Origin of the sequence: Facklamia hominis CCUG 36813, assembly GCF_000301035.1 — a bacterium.
Classification (GTDB): domain Bacteria; phylum Bacillota; class Bacilli; order Lactobacillales; family Aerococcaceae; genus Facklamia; species Facklamia hominis.
In genome coordinates, this window is the sequence record NZ_JH932292.1 from 892,639 (window position 1) to 911,043 (window position 18,405).

The 18,405-nt window shown below is 38.5% G+C and carries 16 protein-coding genes; 2 read left to right on the plus strand and 14 right to left on the minus strand.

Features of this window, described 5'->3' with window-relative positions:
- Positions 1 to 245: 245 nt before the first annotated feature.
- From HMPREF9706_RS04080 to HMPREF9706_RS04125, 10 genes are all read right to left on the minus strand, one after another.
- Positions 246 to 455, minus strand: coding sequence for a hypothetical protein (locus tag HMPREF9706_RS04080; RefSeq protein WP_006908119.1), 210 nt, complete (start codon positions 453 to 455; stop codon positions 246 to 248).
- A 9-nt stretch (positions 456 to 464) separates the two neighbouring features.
- Positions 465 to 1,397, minus strand: coding sequence for a primosomal protein DnaI (dnaI, locus tag HMPREF9706_RS04085; protein WP_006908120.1), 933 nt, complete (start codon positions 1,395 to 1,397; stop codon positions 465 to 467).
- On the minus strand, positions 1,398 to 2,837 hold the full coding sequence (locus HMPREF9706_RS04090; RefSeq protein WP_006908121.1) for a DnaD domain protein: 1,440 nt from the start codon (positions 2,835 to 2,837) through the stop codon (positions 1,398 to 1,400).
- Positions 2,834 to 3,337, minus strand: a complete 504-nt coding sequence (gene nrdR / locus HMPREF9706_RS04095; RefSeq protein ID WP_006908122.1) for a transcriptional regulator NrdR — start codon at positions 3,335 to 3,337, stop codon at positions 2,834 to 2,836. Before nrdR ends, HMPREF9706_RS04090 begins: the two co-directional genes overlap by 4 nt.
- Positions 3,338 to 3,373: 36 nt before the next feature.
- On the minus strand, positions 3,374 to 3,964 hold the full coding sequence (gene coaE / locus HMPREF9706_RS04100; protein WP_231285834.1) for a dephospho-CoA kinase: 591 nt from the start codon (positions 3,962 to 3,964) through the stop codon (positions 3,374 to 3,376).
- Positions 3,964 to 4,815 (minus strand): DNA-formamidopyrimidine glycosylase, encoded by an 852-nt coding sequence (gene mutM, locus HMPREF9706_RS04105; protein ID WP_006908124.1) that lies wholly within the window; start codon positions 4,813 to 4,815, stop codon positions 3,964 to 3,966. Before mutM ends, coaE begins: the two co-directional genes overlap by 1 nt.
- Positions 4,808 to 7,480 carry a YfhO family protein gene (locus HMPREF9706_RS04110; RefSeq protein ID WP_006908125.1) on the minus strand — a complete coding sequence of 891 codons (2,673 nt, stop codon included), beginning with the start codon at positions 7,478 to 7,480 and terminating at the stop codon, positions 4,808 to 4,810. The genes mutM and HMPREF9706_RS04110 overlap by 8 nt, the downstream gene beginning before the upstream one ends.
- Position 7,481: 1 nt before the next feature.
- On the minus strand, positions 7,482 to 8,417 hold the full coding sequence (gene pgfS / locus HMPREF9706_RS04115; protein WP_006908126.1) for a glycosyltransferase PgfS: 936 nt from the start codon (positions 8,415 to 8,417) through the stop codon (positions 7,482 to 7,484).
- 9 nt (positions 8,418 to 8,426) lie between these two features.
- Positions 8,427 to 8,813 carry a GtrA family protein gene (locus HMPREF9706_RS04120; protein ID WP_006908127.1) on the minus strand — a complete coding sequence of 129 codons (387 nt, stop codon included), beginning with the start codon at positions 8,811 to 8,813 and terminating at the stop codon, positions 8,427 to 8,429.
- A gap of 299 nt (positions 8,814 to 9,112) precedes the next feature.
- The gene (locus HMPREF9706_RS04125; protein ID WP_006908128.1) at positions 9,113 to 10,159 is read right to left on the minus strand and encodes a 2,3-butanediol dehydrogenase; all 1,047 of its coding nucleotides are present in this window, start codon (positions 10,157 to 10,159) and stop codon (positions 9,113 to 9,115) included.
- A 298-nt stretch (positions 10,160 to 10,457) separates the two neighbouring features.
- On the opposite strand from HMPREF9706_RS04125, the gene HMPREF9706_RS04130 reads away from it, so the two are divergent.
- Both HMPREF9706_RS04130 and nhaC read left to right on the plus strand, forming a co-directional pair.
- On the plus strand, positions 10,458 to 11,501 hold the full coding sequence (locus HMPREF9706_RS04130) for a DmpA family aminopeptidase (protein ID WP_006908129.1): 1,044 nt from the start codon (positions 10,458 to 10,460) through the stop codon (positions 11,499 to 11,501).
- A gap of 11 nt (positions 11,502 to 11,512) precedes the next feature.
- Positions 11,513 to 12,946, plus strand: a complete 1,434-nt coding sequence (gene nhaC, locus HMPREF9706_RS04135) for a Na+/H+ antiporter NhaC (RefSeq protein WP_006908130.1) — start codon at positions 11,513 to 11,515, stop codon at positions 12,944 to 12,946.
- 242 nt (positions 12,947 to 13,188) lie between these two features.
- On the opposite strand, the gene HMPREF9706_RS04140 is transcribed toward nhaC, so the two are convergent.
- The 4 genes from HMPREF9706_RS04140 to HMPREF9706_RS04155 form a co-directional block, all read right to left on the minus strand.
- Complete coding sequence (locus tag HMPREF9706_RS04140; RefSeq protein ID WP_006908131.1) at positions 13,189 to 14,640, minus strand: alanine/glycine:cation symporter family protein; 1,452 nt, start codon at positions 14,638 to 14,640, stop codon at positions 13,189 to 13,191.
- A gap of 472 nt (positions 14,641 to 15,112) precedes the next feature.
- A complete protein-coding gene (locus tag HMPREF9706_RS04145) occupies positions 15,113 to 15,682 on the minus strand; it encodes a sugar O-acetyltransferase (protein WP_040444585.1) in 570 nt (189 codons plus the stop codon).
- 693 nt (positions 15,683 to 16,375) lie between these two features.
- Positions 16,376 to 17,470: an IS30 family transposase gene (locus HMPREF9706_RS04150; protein ID WP_006908134.1), complete on the minus strand. Its 1,095-nt coding sequence runs from the start codon at positions 17,468 to 17,470 to the stop codon at positions 16,376 to 16,378.
- Positions 17,471 to 17,671: 201 nt separating this feature from the next.
- Complete coding sequence (locus tag HMPREF9706_RS04155) at positions 17,672 to 18,400, minus strand: adaptor protein MecA (protein ID WP_231285890.1); 729 nt, start codon at positions 18,398 to 18,400, stop codon at positions 17,672 to 17,674.
- Positions 18,401 to 18,405 lie beyond the last annotated feature (5 nt).

Below are 18,405 nucleotides of genomic sequence, written 5' to 3' on the forward strand. Positions count from 1 at the left end.
CTATCTAATTTTCAGTCGAAAAAAATGAAAAGAGGTAATAAGATCTATCAATGGGACTTTTCATCAACCAGTCGCTTTCTAAAATTGAGAGAGACCTCATTTTGGCTTTTCATAGAGTCAAATGACTTCTAGATTCATTAAAGCACGATTAAGTCAAGATTGCAAGGATTAATTTAATTTTCCTTATTCATCCGCAGAAAAAACTTCACTTGGCAAAACACGAATAACTATTTATAGACAATCCATTATTTGCCCAATTGGCTAGTCTTCACACAAGCGACAAAATTAACAAAAATTCCCAACACCATTGGAAAAGCTAAGGCCACTTGTTTTTCTTTGAAATAATATAGGGCTAAAATAACGATTTGAATGAATAAAGCAATGACTAACAAAGTTGTAATATACCTTATATCTATCTGTATTTTTTCTTCGTCAATTTTGTGTCGATTATTCATAAGCTCCTCCTAATCTCGACCCTGTAAGCGTCGATTTTCTCCATCAAGGTAAAATTCTTTCGCTAAATATCGCACTCGTTGCATTAAACGCTTCGCCTTAACCGGTTCATCAGCCTCCCGAGTGGAAGCCAAATGTTGTTCCAATTCATCCATTGAAAAGTTTGACGTGAAGAAAGTCGGTAAAGATTCCTTCATCCGAGACTCTAGAATGACGGATAAAATATCATCCCTTAGCCAGGCAGAATTTGATTCTGCACCCACATCATCTAAAATAAGCACCGATACCCTTTGCAGCTTCTTAAGTTCATTATATACACCGTTATTTGACTTAATTAAAGCCTTCATTTCATTGGTCAAAGTTGGATAGTGCACCATTGTTACGTCAATATTTAAATAGACCAATGCATTGGCTAAGGCTCCTAATAAATAGGTCTTTCCCACACCAAAAGGACCCGTTAAATACATCCCTCTAGCTAAATGCATATCGTCTTGTACTTGACCCAAGAAATCAGTCACCGCTTCTAAAACTAGTCGTCTTTGCGGACTATTTATATCATATTTATCAAGTGACGCCTCCTGCACATCGCGTGACATCATTCGATTATCAATCAAGGATTTTTTGTAGAGCTGGCTTTGCCGTTCTTGATAGGCCCGTGTCGGCTCATAAGTAATATCAATATACCCTGCGTTCAAAAATAATTTAGGTTGAAACCCAGGGTTTTGACCCGGCTTTCCTGCAGCAAGTGCCTCACATTCTAACTTATATTCATTTAATTTCGACAAACTATTAACGATCATTTGAGTTGTTATCTCTTCTGGGTGTTCATTCAAAAACCGTTGAATGGGTTCAAAAGAAAGCAAAGATTGAAAAATCGCTTGACTCGATCCAGCTTGAGGCAAATTCTTCAACACCTGATCCATTACCTGTCCAATATTTTGCATCTATCTCCCCTCCTTTTTTAAAATCGCCTGTAGGCGCTGCCGAATCTCATCTTCTGATAGTTCAACCCCCGAATTCGTTTGCTTATCGGTCGATGGTGACTCTTCACTTCCATGCTTGTTAGGATCTGATGTAGCTAACCATGAAGGGAGTTTTTCCTGACGCTTAGACCGCCTTGAGTACTTATTAAATTTAGCAGTTCTAAAGTCATTTTTTGCTTTGTCTTTCTTCTTTTCCTGCGCTTTATGCAAGTAATCTAAAGTCTGGGCAGGATCCTTAAGACCAGCTTGTTGCCATTCATTAGCGATGCGATCAGACCACCCCTTCTCAAAGGTTGCCTTTTTCTCTAATGCAATCAGATAATAAATCAGCATATTAATCACGCCATTAGACAGCGAAGAATTTTTTTGCAATTCTTTAACAAAATGATATTCAGAAGACGTCGCAAAGCCTCCTGCTGCTACTTTTACCCTTTGTAAAAATTCTTTTGGACTTAAACTTTGACAAAGAGTAACGATCTCCAATTCTTTATCTGAGAAATGAGGATAATTCGTTTTTAGCTGGGGATCAATAACCAAAGGTTGATCTTGAATAGTCAATTCTGGTTTTTTCCGCTCTTGCTTAAAGAAAACCTGCTTTTGTGCATATGTTTTTAAATCCACCAAGTTAATATGTCCTGAAATAGGATTTTGAGCTAAATAAGTTACCTGAGCCATCGCTGCTTCATCTAGTTGATAGAACTGACTCAAACTAGCTATTTGTAATAAAACAGCCTGAGTTAAATGATCCATGTTCATCGACTTGGTAGACAAAATCTGTAAATACAAATCAAAGTTAAAGGATAGATCTTGTAAACTCAAAGGATCTATCTGCAAACCTGATCGATCTTTAAAATCTAAGCCTTGAACAGCTTCTTGTATCTCTCCTAACCGATTACTTTGATTCCCCACGTGATAAACCGAGGAAAAATCAAGGGTCATGGGACGCCAACTGTCTTCTAAATCACTTTGGTTAATCCACTGTTTGATCAGATTGAAGTAAGCCTGATCCCCAATCTGGTTAAACAAAGCCAGAGAAAGTTGAGGATCCTTAAAAAAACGTTCAGAAGACAAAGGCCATTTCAATTCATAAATAATGGTTTGCCGATCATGGTTCGAATGAGAAGATTGATCTCGATATGTCTCTAGCAAGCCTGCTCCTTCAAGGTTTACTCGTGCTTGATTGAAATCCTTAATCCCCACATTCATTTGACTGATTAACACTGCATGCAATTGACGCGTCGACCAATTAAGCGCCTCTAAGGGTTGATTCGCTAAGGTCAAATACAGACTCAAAGCTAGTCCTCCCATAAAAGGTTGATATAGCTGTGTTAACACTTGCAATTGGCTTGGCCCTAACTGATTTTGAGTCTTTACCCGATAAGCTTGATATGGATTAATCATTCATCTTCATCCTTCACAGGTTCTACAGGCGTTGTCGGGCTCTCCGTCTTTTTAGTATCTAAGGCTTCGAGTTCCTTAATGAACATCTCCTTCGATTGAAACTTACGATAGACAGAAGCAAATCGAATATAGGCCACTTCATCTAACTCTAACAATAAAGGCATCACATATTCACCGATTTGCTTACTTTCAATTTCTGATTGATTCTGTTCAATAATTTGTGTCTCAACTTGATTTACTAAGTCTTCCATCTGTTGACCCGTAATTGGTCGTTTTTCGGCCGACCGAACGATCCCTCTTAATAATTTATCGCGATTAAATTCCTCGCGCATCCCATCACGTTTAATCACTAATATTGGTCGTCGTTCAATACGTTCATAGGTATTAAAACGATAGCCACAAGCTAAACATTCACGACGGCGACGAATAGCATTCGCGGAGTCATCTGGTCTTGAATCAATCACTTTCAGCTGCGATTGATGACATTTTGGGCATTCCATCAAAGCCCCCCTCTCTACTAACCCTTATAGAATCTATTATAACTTATTTATAAGCCCTTGTAAGGCTTGATTGACTTGATTTTTCATTTCTAAATAGCCATTTTGATTATTAATAACTCGGTCAGCTAACTGGCGCTTTTTTTCTAAGGGCCATTGACTATCGATTCGACTTTTGGCCTCCTGATAGGAATAGCCATTCCTCTTCATCAATCGTTCTAATTGACTCGCTTCATCCAACCAAACTAACCACACTTCATCATATAATTCTAATCGTCCGGATTCGTACAACAAAGGAACTTCCAAAAAACACAACTCTGCTTGAACTTCTGCCAACATTGCTTGCAGTCGTTCAAAAATATGCGGGTGCGTTAATTGGTTCAAAGTTTCCAAGGAGTTAGGATCACTAAATACGATTGAGGCTAATTGCCTCCGGTCAAGTTGACCACGATCGTCCACAATTCTATCACCAAAAGTATGACTTAAGGTCTCTAATAAAGGAGCTTGATTCATCAAGTCATGCGCAACCTGATCGCTATCAATAACGTGATAGCCAAGTTGTCTAAGGTAGGCCGCTACTGTGGATTTTCCTGATGCGATTCCACCTGTTATTCCAATAACGTAGGGCATTAATTTACTTCCCCCAATCTTTGACAATGCGGACAAAAATGAGTTCCTCTCTGAGCTAACTTTATTTTCTGAATCTCATGTCCACAACGAAGGCAAGCTTGTCCTTGTCGCTGGTAAACCTTCAACTGATCCTGATAATGTCCAGCCTCGCCTAAGGCATTTCGATAACTTCGAACTGAGGATCCACCAGCTTTTACTGCAGACTGAATCGTCTCAATAATCGCTTGATGCAACTGTATTATTTGATTGTTTCTTAAATCTTTTGCTCGGGTTGCCGGATGAATTCCAGCTTGATATAGACATTCATCAACATAGATGTTCCCTAAGCCAGCCACCAGACGCTGACTCAGTAAAGCCGGCTTAATCATTTGCTGTGACTTAGCTAAAGATTCTATAAAATCCGACAATAAAAAGCAATCCGCCGTGGGCTCTGGCCCTAACTTTTTATTCGCAAAGAATTCGGCCTCTTGACCCAATTCAAGTCGTTCAAAACGTCCAAATTTACGGACATCTTGATAAACCAACAATGATTGATCGGTAAAATAACATTTAAGATGAACATGAGCAGGCAAATCAGCCGAGTTGGCTTGCGGAAAAAAATGGAATTTTCCTTCCATTCTTAGATGAGACACCAAAATACCATCGTCCAAATAAAAGAGTAAGTACTTGCCACGGCGAGACACTTTTTGAATTGTTGAGCCTGCAAGACTAGCTTCAAACCCAGAGACTTCTTCTGGTGTTCTCGCATCAACAATTCGTGGCCATAATACTTGAATTTGTTCAATCGTTCGACCCGTCACTAAACGATCTAACCCTTGCCTAACAGCTTCAACTTCGGGTAATTCAGGCATGGTCTTCCTCCTTTTTAATCTGACGCGGTCTAATCTTTCCGCGATAAATTGAACAAATAATTAATGTAATAACTGAAATTATTGAAATACCCACTCCAAGGATAAGGCCCTTTGGAATAAAAGTTAATTCTACTTGGTGGTTACCCCGACTGATTGGGAAAGCCAATAAGGCATCCCACGCTTTAATAGGTTGAACGCTTTGCCCATCTAGCTTAACTCGCCATCCCTCATCATAAGGAATCGATGTTAATAAATAATCGGAGTGATCAATATGGACTTGACCTGTGACATAATTAGAACCCCAGTCGCTCACCTCTAGTCCCTCAGCTTGATGGGAGTGAATCAAATCCTTAACTCGTTTAGCATCCATACGATATAGTTTCAATTGAGTTAGATCAAATTGGCGATCTGCTTTTAAAGTAATTTTAAAAGATTGTTCAACCCCTTTTGCCCCTGAGGCCACATTGAAAACTTGATCGTTGGTAAATTTTGAACGATAAGCAAAGGATTGATCATTCAAGCTAAGAGTCACCTCATTAAGATAGGTCGATAAACTTCGCGGTATCTTAATAAAATAAGGATCATCTGTTTCAGGAGTGAAATGAAGGCTGATTTCACCGGTTTCACTTCCTTCTTTACGAGTATAGATTTGATGACCTTCAGCTGTCGTTCCAAGATTAACGTCCTGCGTTTGCCAATCAACCGGCACTTCTTCAAAGAAAGGATCAACACTTTGAGTCATCGTTTGAGCAATCAGATTTTGATTCATAATTGGCTGATTATCTAATAAATTTAGACGAACCGTTGCTTCGTTTACCCCATAAGCAATGGGTAAACTATCCGGCACTTGATAAAGGGTAAAGCGATCCGTTTTCCCAATTTCATGATCTTGACTAACTAAATCCAAGCGAGTTACATCTGTCGGAAAAACGTATGTTTGGTCAATGATCGCCTGATCATCCGAATAAAAAGGCTCATTTTGAATCAAATACTTTACGGAAAGCAAAGCATCCGTTAAAGGCGTACCATAGTAATAGATTGCGGCATCGACACCTGAATTTCCTAAACGTTCAAACAGATCGCGAGTCGCCCCCTCTAGAGATGATGAAAAGTTAGTTAAGCCTGGATAATTAAAGGTCATAGGATCATTCTTAGACCGATAAAAAGTCTTGCTAATCCGATAAAAATCATGTTGATCTGGACGGACTTGGTCGACTGCCTGGCCAATTGTGGCCAAAGCATTTTGGAACTTGTAGGCATTATTATGATTAATATCTTCCTGTGAAAAATAGACGTTAGCCCCTAACTCTGAAAAAGTCAATATAAGAACTAGTCCCCATTTTAAAAACTCATTTGAAAAGTAATAAAGACCGACCATCATAATTCCAGCAATCAAAGCAGACAGTTGAATCTGGATCGGCGATAAGAATGAATAATCACCGGCCATGACAATAACCATCACCATAAACCAAGCTCCTAGCCCCGTCATCACTTGCCAATCCTTAACACGACTCCGTTTTAGTCCTTGAAAAGCTAGAATCAGGAGATAGAATATAAGGATCCAAGAGAAACGATAAAAGAAGCCCGCAGGGTTTTGACCCATGTGCCATATTTTACTGGTCCACTCATGACAAATTGATAAGAAAAAGATTAACAGAACGATTGCTGAGCCTGCTTTTTGCTTCCATGATCTTTCTTTTTGTGTAAAATAACAAAACACACCTATTAATCCTAAGGATCCCATATATAGATTAGGTAGGTTAGGCCCCGCTGACCAAGAATCATTGTCAAAAGCCCCTATCATATATTTGGCTAAAATATCTAAAGGATTAATCTGAAAATGCCAATCAAAAACCATTGAAGAGGAAAGTGCTCCTTTAGAAAAAACTAAGTTATAGATATTAGGAATAAGAATGAATCCTGTAAGTCCAATAGCTAATAAAGAAAAAGCTGCTAATTGAAGAATTTTGATCAAAGATTCCCGATAAAAATTAATTTGAGGTTTTTGGACATGCTTAACCCATAAGTAATAAAAAGTATAGATAGCAATAAAAATGCTAATCATATAAGCCATATAGTATTGGATCAAAAAAGTTAGCGCCAAGAAAATGATATATTGTTTGGGATTTTCCCCATCTAAAAAACGTTCTAAACCAACCATCACTAATGGCAGAAGCCATAAAGCATCCATAAAAATAGGGGTCATCTGATAAGAAACGGCAAAACCATTTAAAGCATAGGCTGTAGCAATCGCTATCGTTAAAAAGGGTTTTGTCACTCCCTGATGCCGTTTCATTAAATAATAAGTCATCGATAGAGCCATCGCTCCATAGCGCAACCACACGGAAAAGAAGACCGCATCAATCATTCGTTCAATTGGAAATAGTACGTAAAATAGATTAAAAGGACTTAATAAATAATAGGCCCAAGCCCCTACCATATTTCCTCCTAGAGACTTAGTAAAAGAATAAAATAAGGCTCCCCAATCTCCCGTATGGATAACACGTCTAAGCAAAATATACAGATCAATAAATTGCTGATTAAAGTCAATCGCTAAAAAAGACTTGACGCCAAAAGGGTAGAACCCATTAAAATACCAAGCCAACATCATCACAGCCAAAGTCACAAGAAAAGTACTCAAATAAATTGAAATCTTTTTTTTCATGTTATTTTTCCTCCTCAACATTAGTTTCTTGAATAATGTAATGGGGCCGACGTTTCACTTCATAAAAAATTTTCCCAATATATTCTCCTAAAATCCCAATTGAAACAAGCTGCACTCCACCAAAGAATACAATGGTAAAAATAGTTGTAAAATATCCCGAAACGGTTTGGTCTTTATTCACAAAATACATGACAAACAAATATAATATATACAGAATAAATAAACCAATACAAAATAAACCGAGTCCGAAAATTAAGCGTAACGGCTGATTTGAAAAAGATAAAATACCATCCAAAGCATAATTGAGAGATGATCTAAAAGACCACTTAGTTGTTCCAGCTTCACGCAATTCATTATCATACTCCACCACAGCTTCTTTAAAGCCGATCCATGCAAAAATCCCCTTGGAAAATCGGTTATATTCAGGCATTCTTCGAATAGACTCGACAGCCCGACGTGACAAGAGACGGAAATCCGATACTCCGTCCTTTAAATGCACTTCCATCATATGATTGGCTACTTTATAAAATGAATGGGCAAAAAATGTTGTAATTGCCTTTTCGCCTTTACGGTTACGCTTTGCCGAAACTAAGTCGTATCCTTCCTGGAATTTTTCGAGCATAGGTTGGATCAGATAAGGGGGGTTTTGTAGATCGCCATCCATAATAATTACACAATCACCAGTCATATGGTCTAGCCCGGCTAGTAGTCCAGCTTCTTTCCCAAAATTACGACTAAAGGAATAATAACGAACGCGACTGTCCGCTTGAGCAATCGACCGCATTAAAGGCAAAGTCTGATCATTTGACCCGTCATCAATATACACAAATTCAAAATCGTAGTCCGATAACTGATTGACATAGTCTGATAGCACTTGATGCATTTTTTCAATCATTTCCTCTTCATTATAAAAAGGGACTAATATACTGACTTTCATGGTCTCCTCCTATGCTTCAAAATATATTTTTCGTGACACAAAATTAAAGATCATGACCACGACACCGACTAAAACCTTCGATAACATGACATCAAAATTTAAATAGTCAACAAAGAATGCCAAACCAACCACCGTAATAATCAAACCAACGAGACTCAAAACAAAAAAAGCTATGATTTCTTTGTGACGACTCGCCGCATCAAACTTGGAAATAAAAACAAAACGCATACTCATCGCATAATTATAAAAAGTCGCTAAAATAAAAGCTAGCGTTGCCGCTATGAGATGATTTACTCCCCAAAGATAGTTCAAGACATATAGAATCCCCATATCTAAAAGAGTAGCTGTTCCGCCAACTAATACAAAGCGAAAAATTTGTTTCATTAAATTATTCATAATTTAGCTCCTTACTATCCAATGACTCCATTATATCGTAAAAATTTATATTAAGCATTGCAAGTCTACAATCTAGCTAATGAAGAAATAACTTAAAATATTCATACAATGATCATCAATTGAAGTGAAGCTAACCCATCACTATTCATTCAACTGGGAACTAAATGCGATTCAAAAAAAGAACCAAGCCATTTAAATGGCTTGGTTCTCGATATGGAAATTTCCAATCATATATCTATTTCTGACTTTATAATCGCTCGGTAATTACAACTAATACAAAGTACCAATAGTTAACTTTATTATTTTGGTGAGACAAGGATCTTAACTTGAGACTTATCTTGGGTCAAAGCTTCAAACCCTTGTTCAACGATATCTTCTACTTTAATCTTTTGTGTGACTAATTTATCAGCAGGGAAGTAACCATTCTCCATTAATTCTAAGACCTTAGGGAACACATGACGATAGCCAATAATTCCCTTCATTGTTTTTTCTCCAATCGCAAATTCATTAGGATGGATGCTGGCTTCTTTTTCCCAAATAGAGACAATCATCACTTCACCCGCTTTACGTACACTAGCAAGAGCTTGCTTCAAGACAACAGGTACACCTGTTACTTCATAAGCAACATCAACGCCACCATCCGTTAATTCCATAATCGCTTCAACCATATCTTGGTCAGCTTTTGGACGAACGACAACTGCACCTAATTCTTCTGCTTTTTCTTGGCGTTCCGTTGATAATTCAACTGCATAAATCTTAGAGGCGCCGGCAGCTTTTAGGGCTTCAATCACTAATAAGCCAATCGGACCACATCCAAAAACAACCGCTGTATCACCCGCTTTAATAGCAGATTGACGAACCGCATAAAGAGCAACAGCAGCTGGCTCAGTTAAAGCCGCTTGCTCATAAGATAACCCTTCTGGGATTATGTGTGCTAATTGTTCATCAACCACACAATACTCAGCAAAACCACCATCTGCTGCTAAACCAACAAAATTTAAATCAGGGTCTAGATTATAATCACCAATTAACCCATTGTGTGCAATGATCGGCTCGATCACAACACGATCGCCTACTTTGACACGATCCACCTTGTCTCCTACTTCAACCACTTCCCCACAAAACTCATGTCCTAATGTTACAGGAGCTTTAACTCCTGAAATAGGGTGAGGTTGATCCTGAGGAATGAAAATAGGTCCTGCTAAGTATTCATGCAAATCCGTACCACAAATCCCTGTATATTTAATCGCCAATTTAATTTCTTTTTCTTTCGGACTAGGAACCTCTACTTCTTCAATCCGAACATCTTTCGCACCATACCATCTTGCTGCTTGCATTTTCGCCATGCAACCACTCCTTTCAATGTTATCTCTAGTTTATAAAGCGCGATTACTTGCGTCAAATAATCCGCCTTGAAAATATATTGTAAATATTAATAAAAGTTTTAGTCAGCTCCTATCTTTTGAGATGAAGTCGTTAATTATCGCTCCAATAATCATTTTGTATCTATTAAAAAAAATAATAAATGTCTGACAACTATAATTAGATGAGCTGGATCTCCTTTTTCTAGGATTACTTAACTCGATTTCCTTATATTTATTGACTTTGCTATAATAGGAAAAATAGAAAGGAGTTTGATAATCGATGACGATTACTCTACCTAAAATTGGCCATCTCAATCCCGGCCCATATAATAAAATAACCGATGTCCCCGGCGTTAGAGTGGGCCATGTCACACTCAACGAAGGAGAAATTCAAACAGGGGTCACCGCAATCATCCCTGGTCCAGGTAATGCCTTCTTAAATAAGTTTCCTGCTGCAACCCATGTCATTAACGGCTTTGGAAAGTCAGTCGGCTTAGTTCAAATTGATGAACTGGGCTCACTAGAAAGTCCGATCATTCTATCCAATACTTTTGCCGTCGGAACTTGCCTCAATGCAGCGATTCGTTATAACTTGAATCAAAATCCTTGTATAGCGGATACGACCGGAACCATTAACCAAGTCGTTTTAGAATGCAATGACCAAAAACTTAATAATATCCGCTCAATGCCAATTCAAGAAAAACACGTTTTACAAGCCTTAGAAGAGGCACACTTTGGTTTTCCAGAAGGGGCTGTTGGTGCCGGTCGCGGCATGAAATGTCATGACCTTAAAGGAGGCATTGGATCTGCCTCAAGACAAATCCAGGTCGATGGTAAAAATTATATCCTGGGTGCTCTGTGTTTAACCAACCACGGCAAGTATGAAGATCTGGTCATCAATCATCAACCGATTGGTCAAGAGATTCCGAGACCCCACGATCCATCTAAAGATCAAGGGTCAGTCATCACACTTCTGGCTACCGATTTACCCTTATCAAATCGTCAACTAAAACGGCTGGCCAAACGCGCTGTAGTAGGACTTTCTCAGTCAGGTTCTTTAATCACTAATGGAAGTGGCGAAATCGTTCTCGCCTATTCTACAGCCAATCGCATCCCCCATGAGAGTGGTCAATCCCTACATCAAATAACCGTCTTTGCGGATGACCGGCTTGACCAAGTCTTTCGAGCTGTAAAAGAGTCCGTCGAAGAAGCTGTTATCCATTCTTTGCTTTATGCCGAAAGTGTCACTGGCTATCGTAACTATCATTTAACAAGTTTAGCAGAAATTTTACCGATGGATTATTTTTCAACAACTAAACTCTAAAGGAGCTTATTATGAACGAAACAAAAACACAACTTCCAAAAAAGGACCCTAGCTTTGCTTATGCTAGTCTAGTCTTAGTGACCATCGCCATTATTATGGTCTGTGGCATTCGAATCTTCCAAGCCCCCCTAGCTGTAGTCATGTTTCTATCTTGGCTTATCGTCAATTTCTTCGCTCATTTTTTAGGTTATACCTATCCCGAGCTAGAAACCATTGCCATTGATACTATCCGCAACTCAATCCAAGCGGTCATCATCATGCTAGGAGTTGGCGTCTTAATCTCCGCCTGGATCGCTGCTGGAACTGTACCGACTATCATCTATTATGGTTTATCTTTGATTAACCCCTCCTATTTTCTTGTTGCAACCCTTTTGATCTGTGCATTAACCTCCATGTTCACCGGGACTTCATGGGGAACTATCGGAACAGTGGGCATTGCCCTTTTAGGTATTGGAAATGGCATGGGGATTCATCCTGGTATGGTCGCCGGCGCCTTAATCTCAGGTTCATGGTTTGGAGATAAACTGTCTCCCCTTTCCGATACCACGAATTTTGCCTCCTCTGTAATGGGTGTTCCACTAATGACCCATGTTAAACATATGCTATACACAACCGTCCCTGCCTTGATTGTCTCAGCCATTCTATTTTTAATTCTTGGTTTTGGGGCAGGAACAGCAAATGTGAATACCGATTCAATCAGCACCATCCAAGCAGGTTTACAAGCAAATTATCATATTGGACTTATTTCCCTTATTCCTATGATTGTCGTTATTACACTATTACTCATGCGTCGACCTGCCTCCCAATCAATCCTAATTGGAGGCGCCCTGGGAATCCTATTTGCCATTTTTTATCAAGGATTCGATACGAGCATGGTATTAAAAGCTGCTCTAACAGGCTTTGATTATGACTTTAATAATGACTTTTTATCAAAATTATTAAATCGTGGTGGTATGGACTCAATGACTCGAACCATACAGGCTCTCATCTTCACAACCGGCATGGGAGGAATGTTACGTGAAATGCGAATTCTCAATGTACTCGTTGGAAAAATTTCACATAGAATTAACTCAACCTTCTCATCGATTGCTACAGGAAGCTTTGTTTCTTATCTTGCCATCGCATTAACTGGCTCCCACATGTTTGCGGCCATTATGGTTCAATCCACCGTCCTTGATCTTTTTAAAAAGAATGGTCTTAAACCTGAGAATGCTTCACGAATCTGTGAAGATTGTGGGACGCTTGGTGTCACTTTAATTCCCTATGGCGTCACAGCTCTCTTCATTGTGGATACTCTAAATATCTCATTTAGCCAATATGTCCCTTATGCCTTTTTATGTTATCTCTGCCCTATTTTTGGCCTTTTATGTGGCTTAACAGGCCTTGGGATTGCACGTTATTCCAAAGAAGAAATGTTAAAGCTTAACGAGGAAGGAAACATGTAGAGATCTTAACTATTTCATAGTGCAATTATTCTAAAGCTCTCTATACTAATCATTAATTATTGTCATAAGTGGTGCTAAGTGCCTTTAATCTGTCCGTTTCTCAAAACAATGGTAGAGCTTCGCTTATAAACTGATTAATACTTATTCGACAGTCTTAAATGTTTAACTTATTATAAATAAAACCGTTCAAGTCATTAATTTTAATGACCTGAGCGGTTATTTTAATATTCAGTATAAACAATTCAATCTGCTTCTTGATCCCAAATGCCCTTATGAGGTTCTAAGCCTAGAGATTTTGGAACAAAACTTGGCTTTTTGATTCCTTGAGCACGTTGATCAGTATAATCTTTAACAATTCGAACACCTTGATGTCCCACAAATAATATAGCAATCACATTCGTCCAAGCCATTAGCCCATAACCAATGTCGGCCATTGCCCAAATGACATCTGAAACGACCATGGTGCCGACAAAAATTGATACAAGGAAACAACATTTCAGTCCTACAAAAACTTTAGGATGATCTCCTACAATATAAGCTAAACTACTTTCTGCATAGAGGTAGTAAGCTGTTAAAGCCACAAATGCAAAAATTAATATAGCTAAGGCAACAATCACGTTTCCAATATTTGGGATTGGAATAACGGATTGGATGGCATGGGCGACAAAGGGATTTCCCGCTTGTAAACCAGGCACTCCTTGATGTATGAGCGTTCCATTCGGATGGATCACATTATAAGAATCGGTCACCAAAATCATAAAGGTCGTCGTCGTACAAACAAATAAGGTTCCAATATATACACTTAAACCGCCTAACAATCCTTGTTGGGCTGGATGACTTACCTGAGCAGTTGCCGATGTAATAGCAGAGGTACCAATTCCAATCTCATTAGCATGGACTCCACGACGAATACCCCACTGCAGTGCACTAGCTACTACCGCACCAAAAACTGCTTGCTGGCCAAAGGCTGATTGGAAAATTAAAGAGATTACTTCAGGCATTTTTTGGTAATTCACTACAATCACAATCAAAGATAAAGTAACATAAACCAAACCAGCAATCGGTGACAATTTTTGACTAGTATGACCAATTCGCTTTAATCCGCCAAAAATCACAATACCTAATAACAAAGTAAAAGCGATTGCCAATATAATCACAGGAAGATTAAAAGCATCATGCAAACCTTGAACGATATAAAAGGCTTGAACCCCTGACATCAAAAAGGTCAATGATATGGCAGTAATCAGCGAATAAGCAATGGCGAACCCTTTACCAAGCCTTTTCGATTTGAAGCCTTTAGCCATATAGTTAGCCGGCCCACTCTTGTATTCATTATGAATAACTTGTTTATATGTTTGACCAAGAGTTCCTTCTAAAATAGCTATGGATGATCCAAACAAGGCTAATACCCACAACCAAAATATTGCACCTGGCCCTCCAAAGTAGATTCCCATGGCCATTCCCGCAATATTACCCACACCAATCGTTCGAGCGGCTGTAAAAATAAATGACTGGAATGGTGACAATCCCTCCTCAGATTCGCCTCGCTCTTTCAATAATCGAAACATCTCCTTAAGTTGAGTGAACTGAGGAAATTTCATAATTACCGTATAATAGACACTCACCCCCAATATTAAAAAGATAATTGGCAAGCCCCACAGTAGGCCTGCTATTTGATTAAATAATCCTGACATCTGAGTCATCCTTTCTTAAACAGGTTAGTCGTTTGACCTCATTATTAAAAGTCCATTAATTTTATGAGTTAGCTATAAGACTTTCTAATCATAGCGGAAAATCTTTATCAAGAAAAGACTTTTTTTCATTTTATTCTGCTTTCACAGCCAATCTTGTTTGCTACATACTCATGTTAACCAAAAATATGTGACTAAATCTACTTTACTAACAGCTTTAGACACATTTATTTAACGATTTTTATACCAATGCCAACACCTCTGAAGTTCCTGCATCCATTAAAATAAATCGCTAATCTTGCATCGTCAAATTAAAAACGCTCGCTCTTTTTACCATATCGCTATCTTGAAAAATGACGGAAAAAGCAAGTTTCTAACTTGACCCCTCTCCCAATCGACTCATCAAGTCTAATATGAGATAACCCACCTATATTCAAGAAAATAGATACCATAAAAGGTCGCATTTTCTTCTCCTTTATTCCTCTAAAATTGAACGAATCACACGACAAGGTGACCCATAAGCTAAGACATTAGTTGGAATATCCCTGGTCACTAGGCTACCCGCACCAACCACTGAATTATCTCCAATGGAAACACCATTTAATATCGTGACATTCGCCCCTAACCACACATTCTTCCCGATTTTAACCGGTTGATTATATTGCAACTTTTTCCTTCTTTGTCTTGGATCAATAGGGTGTGAAGCAGTTACTATTGTCACATTGGGTCCAATCATGGTATCATCGCCAATCGTAATCATCGCATCATCCACCAAAGTCAGATTAAAATTACAATATACTCCTTTCCCAAAATAGGTATGTTTCCCCCAGCTTGCATGAACTGGTAATTCAATATAAGATTCTTGACCAAAGGATCCAAATAGCTTCTCACACAAAGCCGTTCTTCGAGTTAAATCTTCAGCCGGCGTTTGATTCAATTGATATAGTAATTGATTGTACTGCCTCTGTTGTTTGATAATATCTGTTTGACCGGGGTCATATAAACGACCATCATTAAAAAAATCATCCACCTGGTTATTCCTCATTTCTACAAATAAATTCTTAAAATATAAAATAAAAAAATATATTAATACTGGATCTTCGTTTATTCACCATGACCTAATTGGTTAATGAATCCTGCACAATCTAATACGTATCCTAGCAATATATCATCAATCTGCTAAGATATAGCCCTCACAAATAGACCATCGTAAGCTGGGCCTAGTATATCTTTTGATCCCCATCGTTTTCATACTTATAAAGCTTCGTTCGTCTAATAGCTGAGTAACAATCTATTTGCTAACTACTTATCCAATTAACTAAATAGCTAAATTAAAAAGCAATCATTGGTATGAGTCTAGATTTCTCTTCTAAGATCGTCTCAACTACCATAGAATCGATCCTATATTGGAGAATTGATACTAGATCATTCAATGGTACCACTTATATAAAAATCATCAAACACCCCTCAATTTACAAAAATATGATGAAAACGTCACTAAACTAAGTTTAACAGTCTATAAGCGCTTATCAATATGTTTTTCAATTTATCAGTGCATGATTTCTTAAAAAACATTTTCGTAAATTTCAAGTATAAGTTAGCCACCTGGTTAACGTTCTATCTAAAGCTATTCCACTCTTTTAGTGACGGCTTGACAATGAGCTGAGGCATGGTAGTTTGGCTCACAGGTTTTGAGTCAACCCCCTAACACGAAAACCATGCAGAGGGAGGCTCGTTGTCAAGCCGGAACGAGTGCTAGAGATCGTCTTTCTTTATGTAAACAGCGTACAAAGACTTCATAAGGGGTCTCATAGTCTAAAATTTTGCGCGGATAGTTGTTCATCCATTGTTGGATTCGGAGACAATCCGCTTCTGTTATATCTTTCATTGATGTTTCTTTGGGTAAGAAGCGTCGAATGAATCCATGTTGATTTTCACTGGTCCCTCTTTCCCAAGAAGCATAAGGATGGGCAAAGTAGACCGCTATTTGTTCAGCCACCGCTTGACTTAACGTCGCAAACTCTAAGCCATTATCAGCTGTCATACTCTTGAAGAGTAACGATAAATGATCGCCTGCGAGTCCTTGTAACTTTCTTAGGGCGACCTCCACCGCTTGTGCAGTCTTATTCTTTATCTTTAGAATGACTTCAAATCGACTGAATCGTTCAGCTAAGGTTAACAAGACGGGTTCATCTTTACCTTTCTTGCCAATGACCGTATCAATTTCCCAGTGGCCAAAAGTATTCCGCTTATTGATTTCCTCAGGGCGCTCGTCGATGGAAGTTCCCAAGACTTTCTTATGGGGGCGGGTCTTCGGTACTCTCGCTTTGGTATTACGACGAAGTTTTTCAAATAAATCAATATTTCGCGTCTTCATAATCTGACAATCAATCCAATAATAGAGGGTGGTGGTACAAGGAATGAGTCGAGGGTCGATATCAAGGACTTCTTTGGCTCGGTGGACGACGACATCAGGCGACCATTTATCTTCTAACATCCGCTGATCGGCCCAATCGATAAAGTCACTTGAGTAGGACCAGAGAGGTTTGCGCCCACAATTTTGACGCTGATGCTCATAATTTTCTTGGCCGACTTCAGCGACATACTTAGAATAGTACCATTTATAAACCTTGCCGTTTTGCTTTTGTTGTCGGATTTGTTTAATGGTACCGCGTTTAATTTCGTTATGGATTGTCTGTGGCGACCGTCCGAGTATGCGAGCAATGGCTCGATTAGAATGGTCTTGTTCTTTCAAAAGCTCAATTTGGCTCCGTTCTTTGAACGATAAGTGTTTTGATTTCCGATCAGATGTGGTAGAGTGTGTTTGCGTCATGTAAATTCATTCTCCTTATATTTTTTGTGTGGTAGCTAAAATATAACATGAATTTACATGGCTTTTTTATTTTTTATGGTGGCTAAGTTGATTATAAAATCCGCCTAAAAAACATTTTAATAACTACCCTAATATAAAAACAAGTACAAAAAAACCCAGAAAAATCTGGGTTTTTGCTAATCGATTAAATTAGATATTGTTCTATAGCTGTTTACCAAAGAAGGCCAAAGCATCTTCTGAGCGAATCATCTGACCATGTTCTTGCAGAACCGCTATAGTCACATAGACGGCCTCTCCATATTCAAATAAATTCAAAAGCCGATTCGCTTGACTTTCATCTTTTACAAATTCTTCTAAACCATATAGAACAAGGTAATAATTATCACCCATATGATACAGATCACTTTCAACTTCGGTAAGAGGGAGCTCTCTAGCCAATTTTAAGAAGTCCTCTAAGGATGAAAATTGAACCACTTCATATTCAATCGTCTCATCTTCGGGAGTCACTTCATCCGACTCATTAGCCGACTTACTTGGAATAGCTTCTAGAATTTGTTGAAGAATTCTTTTGTCCACATAAGAGTTTGGAGCTTCCATTAGATCTTCCGTTTCCTCTTGCCCTTCCTTATGAAGACGTTCTTGCCTTGCTCTTAGACGACGACTTAGTTCATCATCCCATACCTTATCTAAGTCTTCCACATTCGCCCGACTTATATATAATTCCAAGCCTTGACTATTAGGAATCACTTGGAAAGTTACCGCATCACTATCATTAAAGTGTCGATCCACATCAACTTCCTCAAGGATGGAATAAAAGAACTTTTCAATTTGAGCTTGATCTCCAATTAAATCTAAAAAGTTAATCCCTCTATCTAATAAATCCTCTGTCTTGATAATCACCTTAATCAGATTATCATTGATATGTTCCATTTCCA

Coding starts and splice junctions, on each gene's coding strand:
- HMPREF9706_RS04080 (WP_006908119.1), bottom strand. CDS start 455: ATGAATAATCGACACAAAATTGACGAAGAAAAAATACAGATAGATATA.
- dnaI (WP_006908120.1), bottom strand. CDS start 1,397: ATGCAAAATATTGGACAGGTAATGGATCAGGTGTTGAAGAATTTGCCT.
- HMPREF9706_RS04090 (WP_006908121.1), bottom strand. CDS start 2,837: ATGATTAATCCATATCAAGCTTATCGGGTAAAGACTCAAAATCAGTTA.
- nrdR (WP_006908122.1), bottom strand. CDS start 3,337: ATGGAATGCCCAAAATGTCATCAATCGCAGCTGAAAGTGATTGATTCA.
- coaE (WP_231285834.1), bottom strand. CDS start 3,964: ATGCCCTACGTTATTGGAATAACAGGTGGAATCGCATCAGGAAAATCC.
- mutM (WP_006908124.1), bottom strand. CDS start 4,815: ATGCCTGAATTACCCGAAGTTGAAGCTGTTAGGCAAGGGTTAGATCGT.
- HMPREF9706_RS04110 (WP_006908125.1), bottom strand. CDS start 7,480: ATGAAAAAAAAGATTTCAATTTATTTGAGTACTTTTCTTGTGACTTTG.
- pgfS (WP_006908126.1), bottom strand. CDS start 8,417: ATGAAAGTCAGTATATTAGTCCCTTTTTATAATGAAGAGGAAATGATT.
- HMPREF9706_RS04120 (WP_006908127.1), bottom strand. CDS start 8,813: ATGAATAATTTAATGAAACAAATTTTTCGCTTTGTATTAGTTGGCGGA.
- HMPREF9706_RS04125 (WP_006908128.1), bottom strand. CDS start 10,159: ATGGCGAAAATGCAAGCAGCAAGATGGTATGGTGCGAAAGATGTTCGG.
- HMPREF9706_RS04130 (WP_006908129.1), top strand. CDS start 10,458: ATGACGATTACTCTACCTAAAATTGGCCATCTCAATCCCGGCCCATAT.
- nhaC (WP_006908130.1), top strand. CDS start 11,513: ATGAACGAAACAAAAACACAACTTCCAAAAAAGGACCCTAGCTTTGCT.
- HMPREF9706_RS04140 (WP_006908131.1), bottom strand. CDS start 14,640: ATGTCAGGATTATTTAATCAAATAGCAGGCCTACTGTGGGGCTTGCCA.
- HMPREF9706_RS04145 (WP_040444585.1), bottom strand. CDS start 15,682: ATGAGGAATAACCAGGTGGATGATTTTTTTAATGATGGTCGTTTATAT.
- HMPREF9706_RS04150 (WP_006908134.1), bottom strand. CDS start 17,470: ATGACGCAAACACACTCTACCACATCTGATCGGAAATCAAAACACTTA.
- HMPREF9706_RS04155 (WP_231285890.1), bottom strand. CDS start 18,400: ATGGAACATATCAATGATAATCTGATTAAGGTGATTATCAAGACAGAG.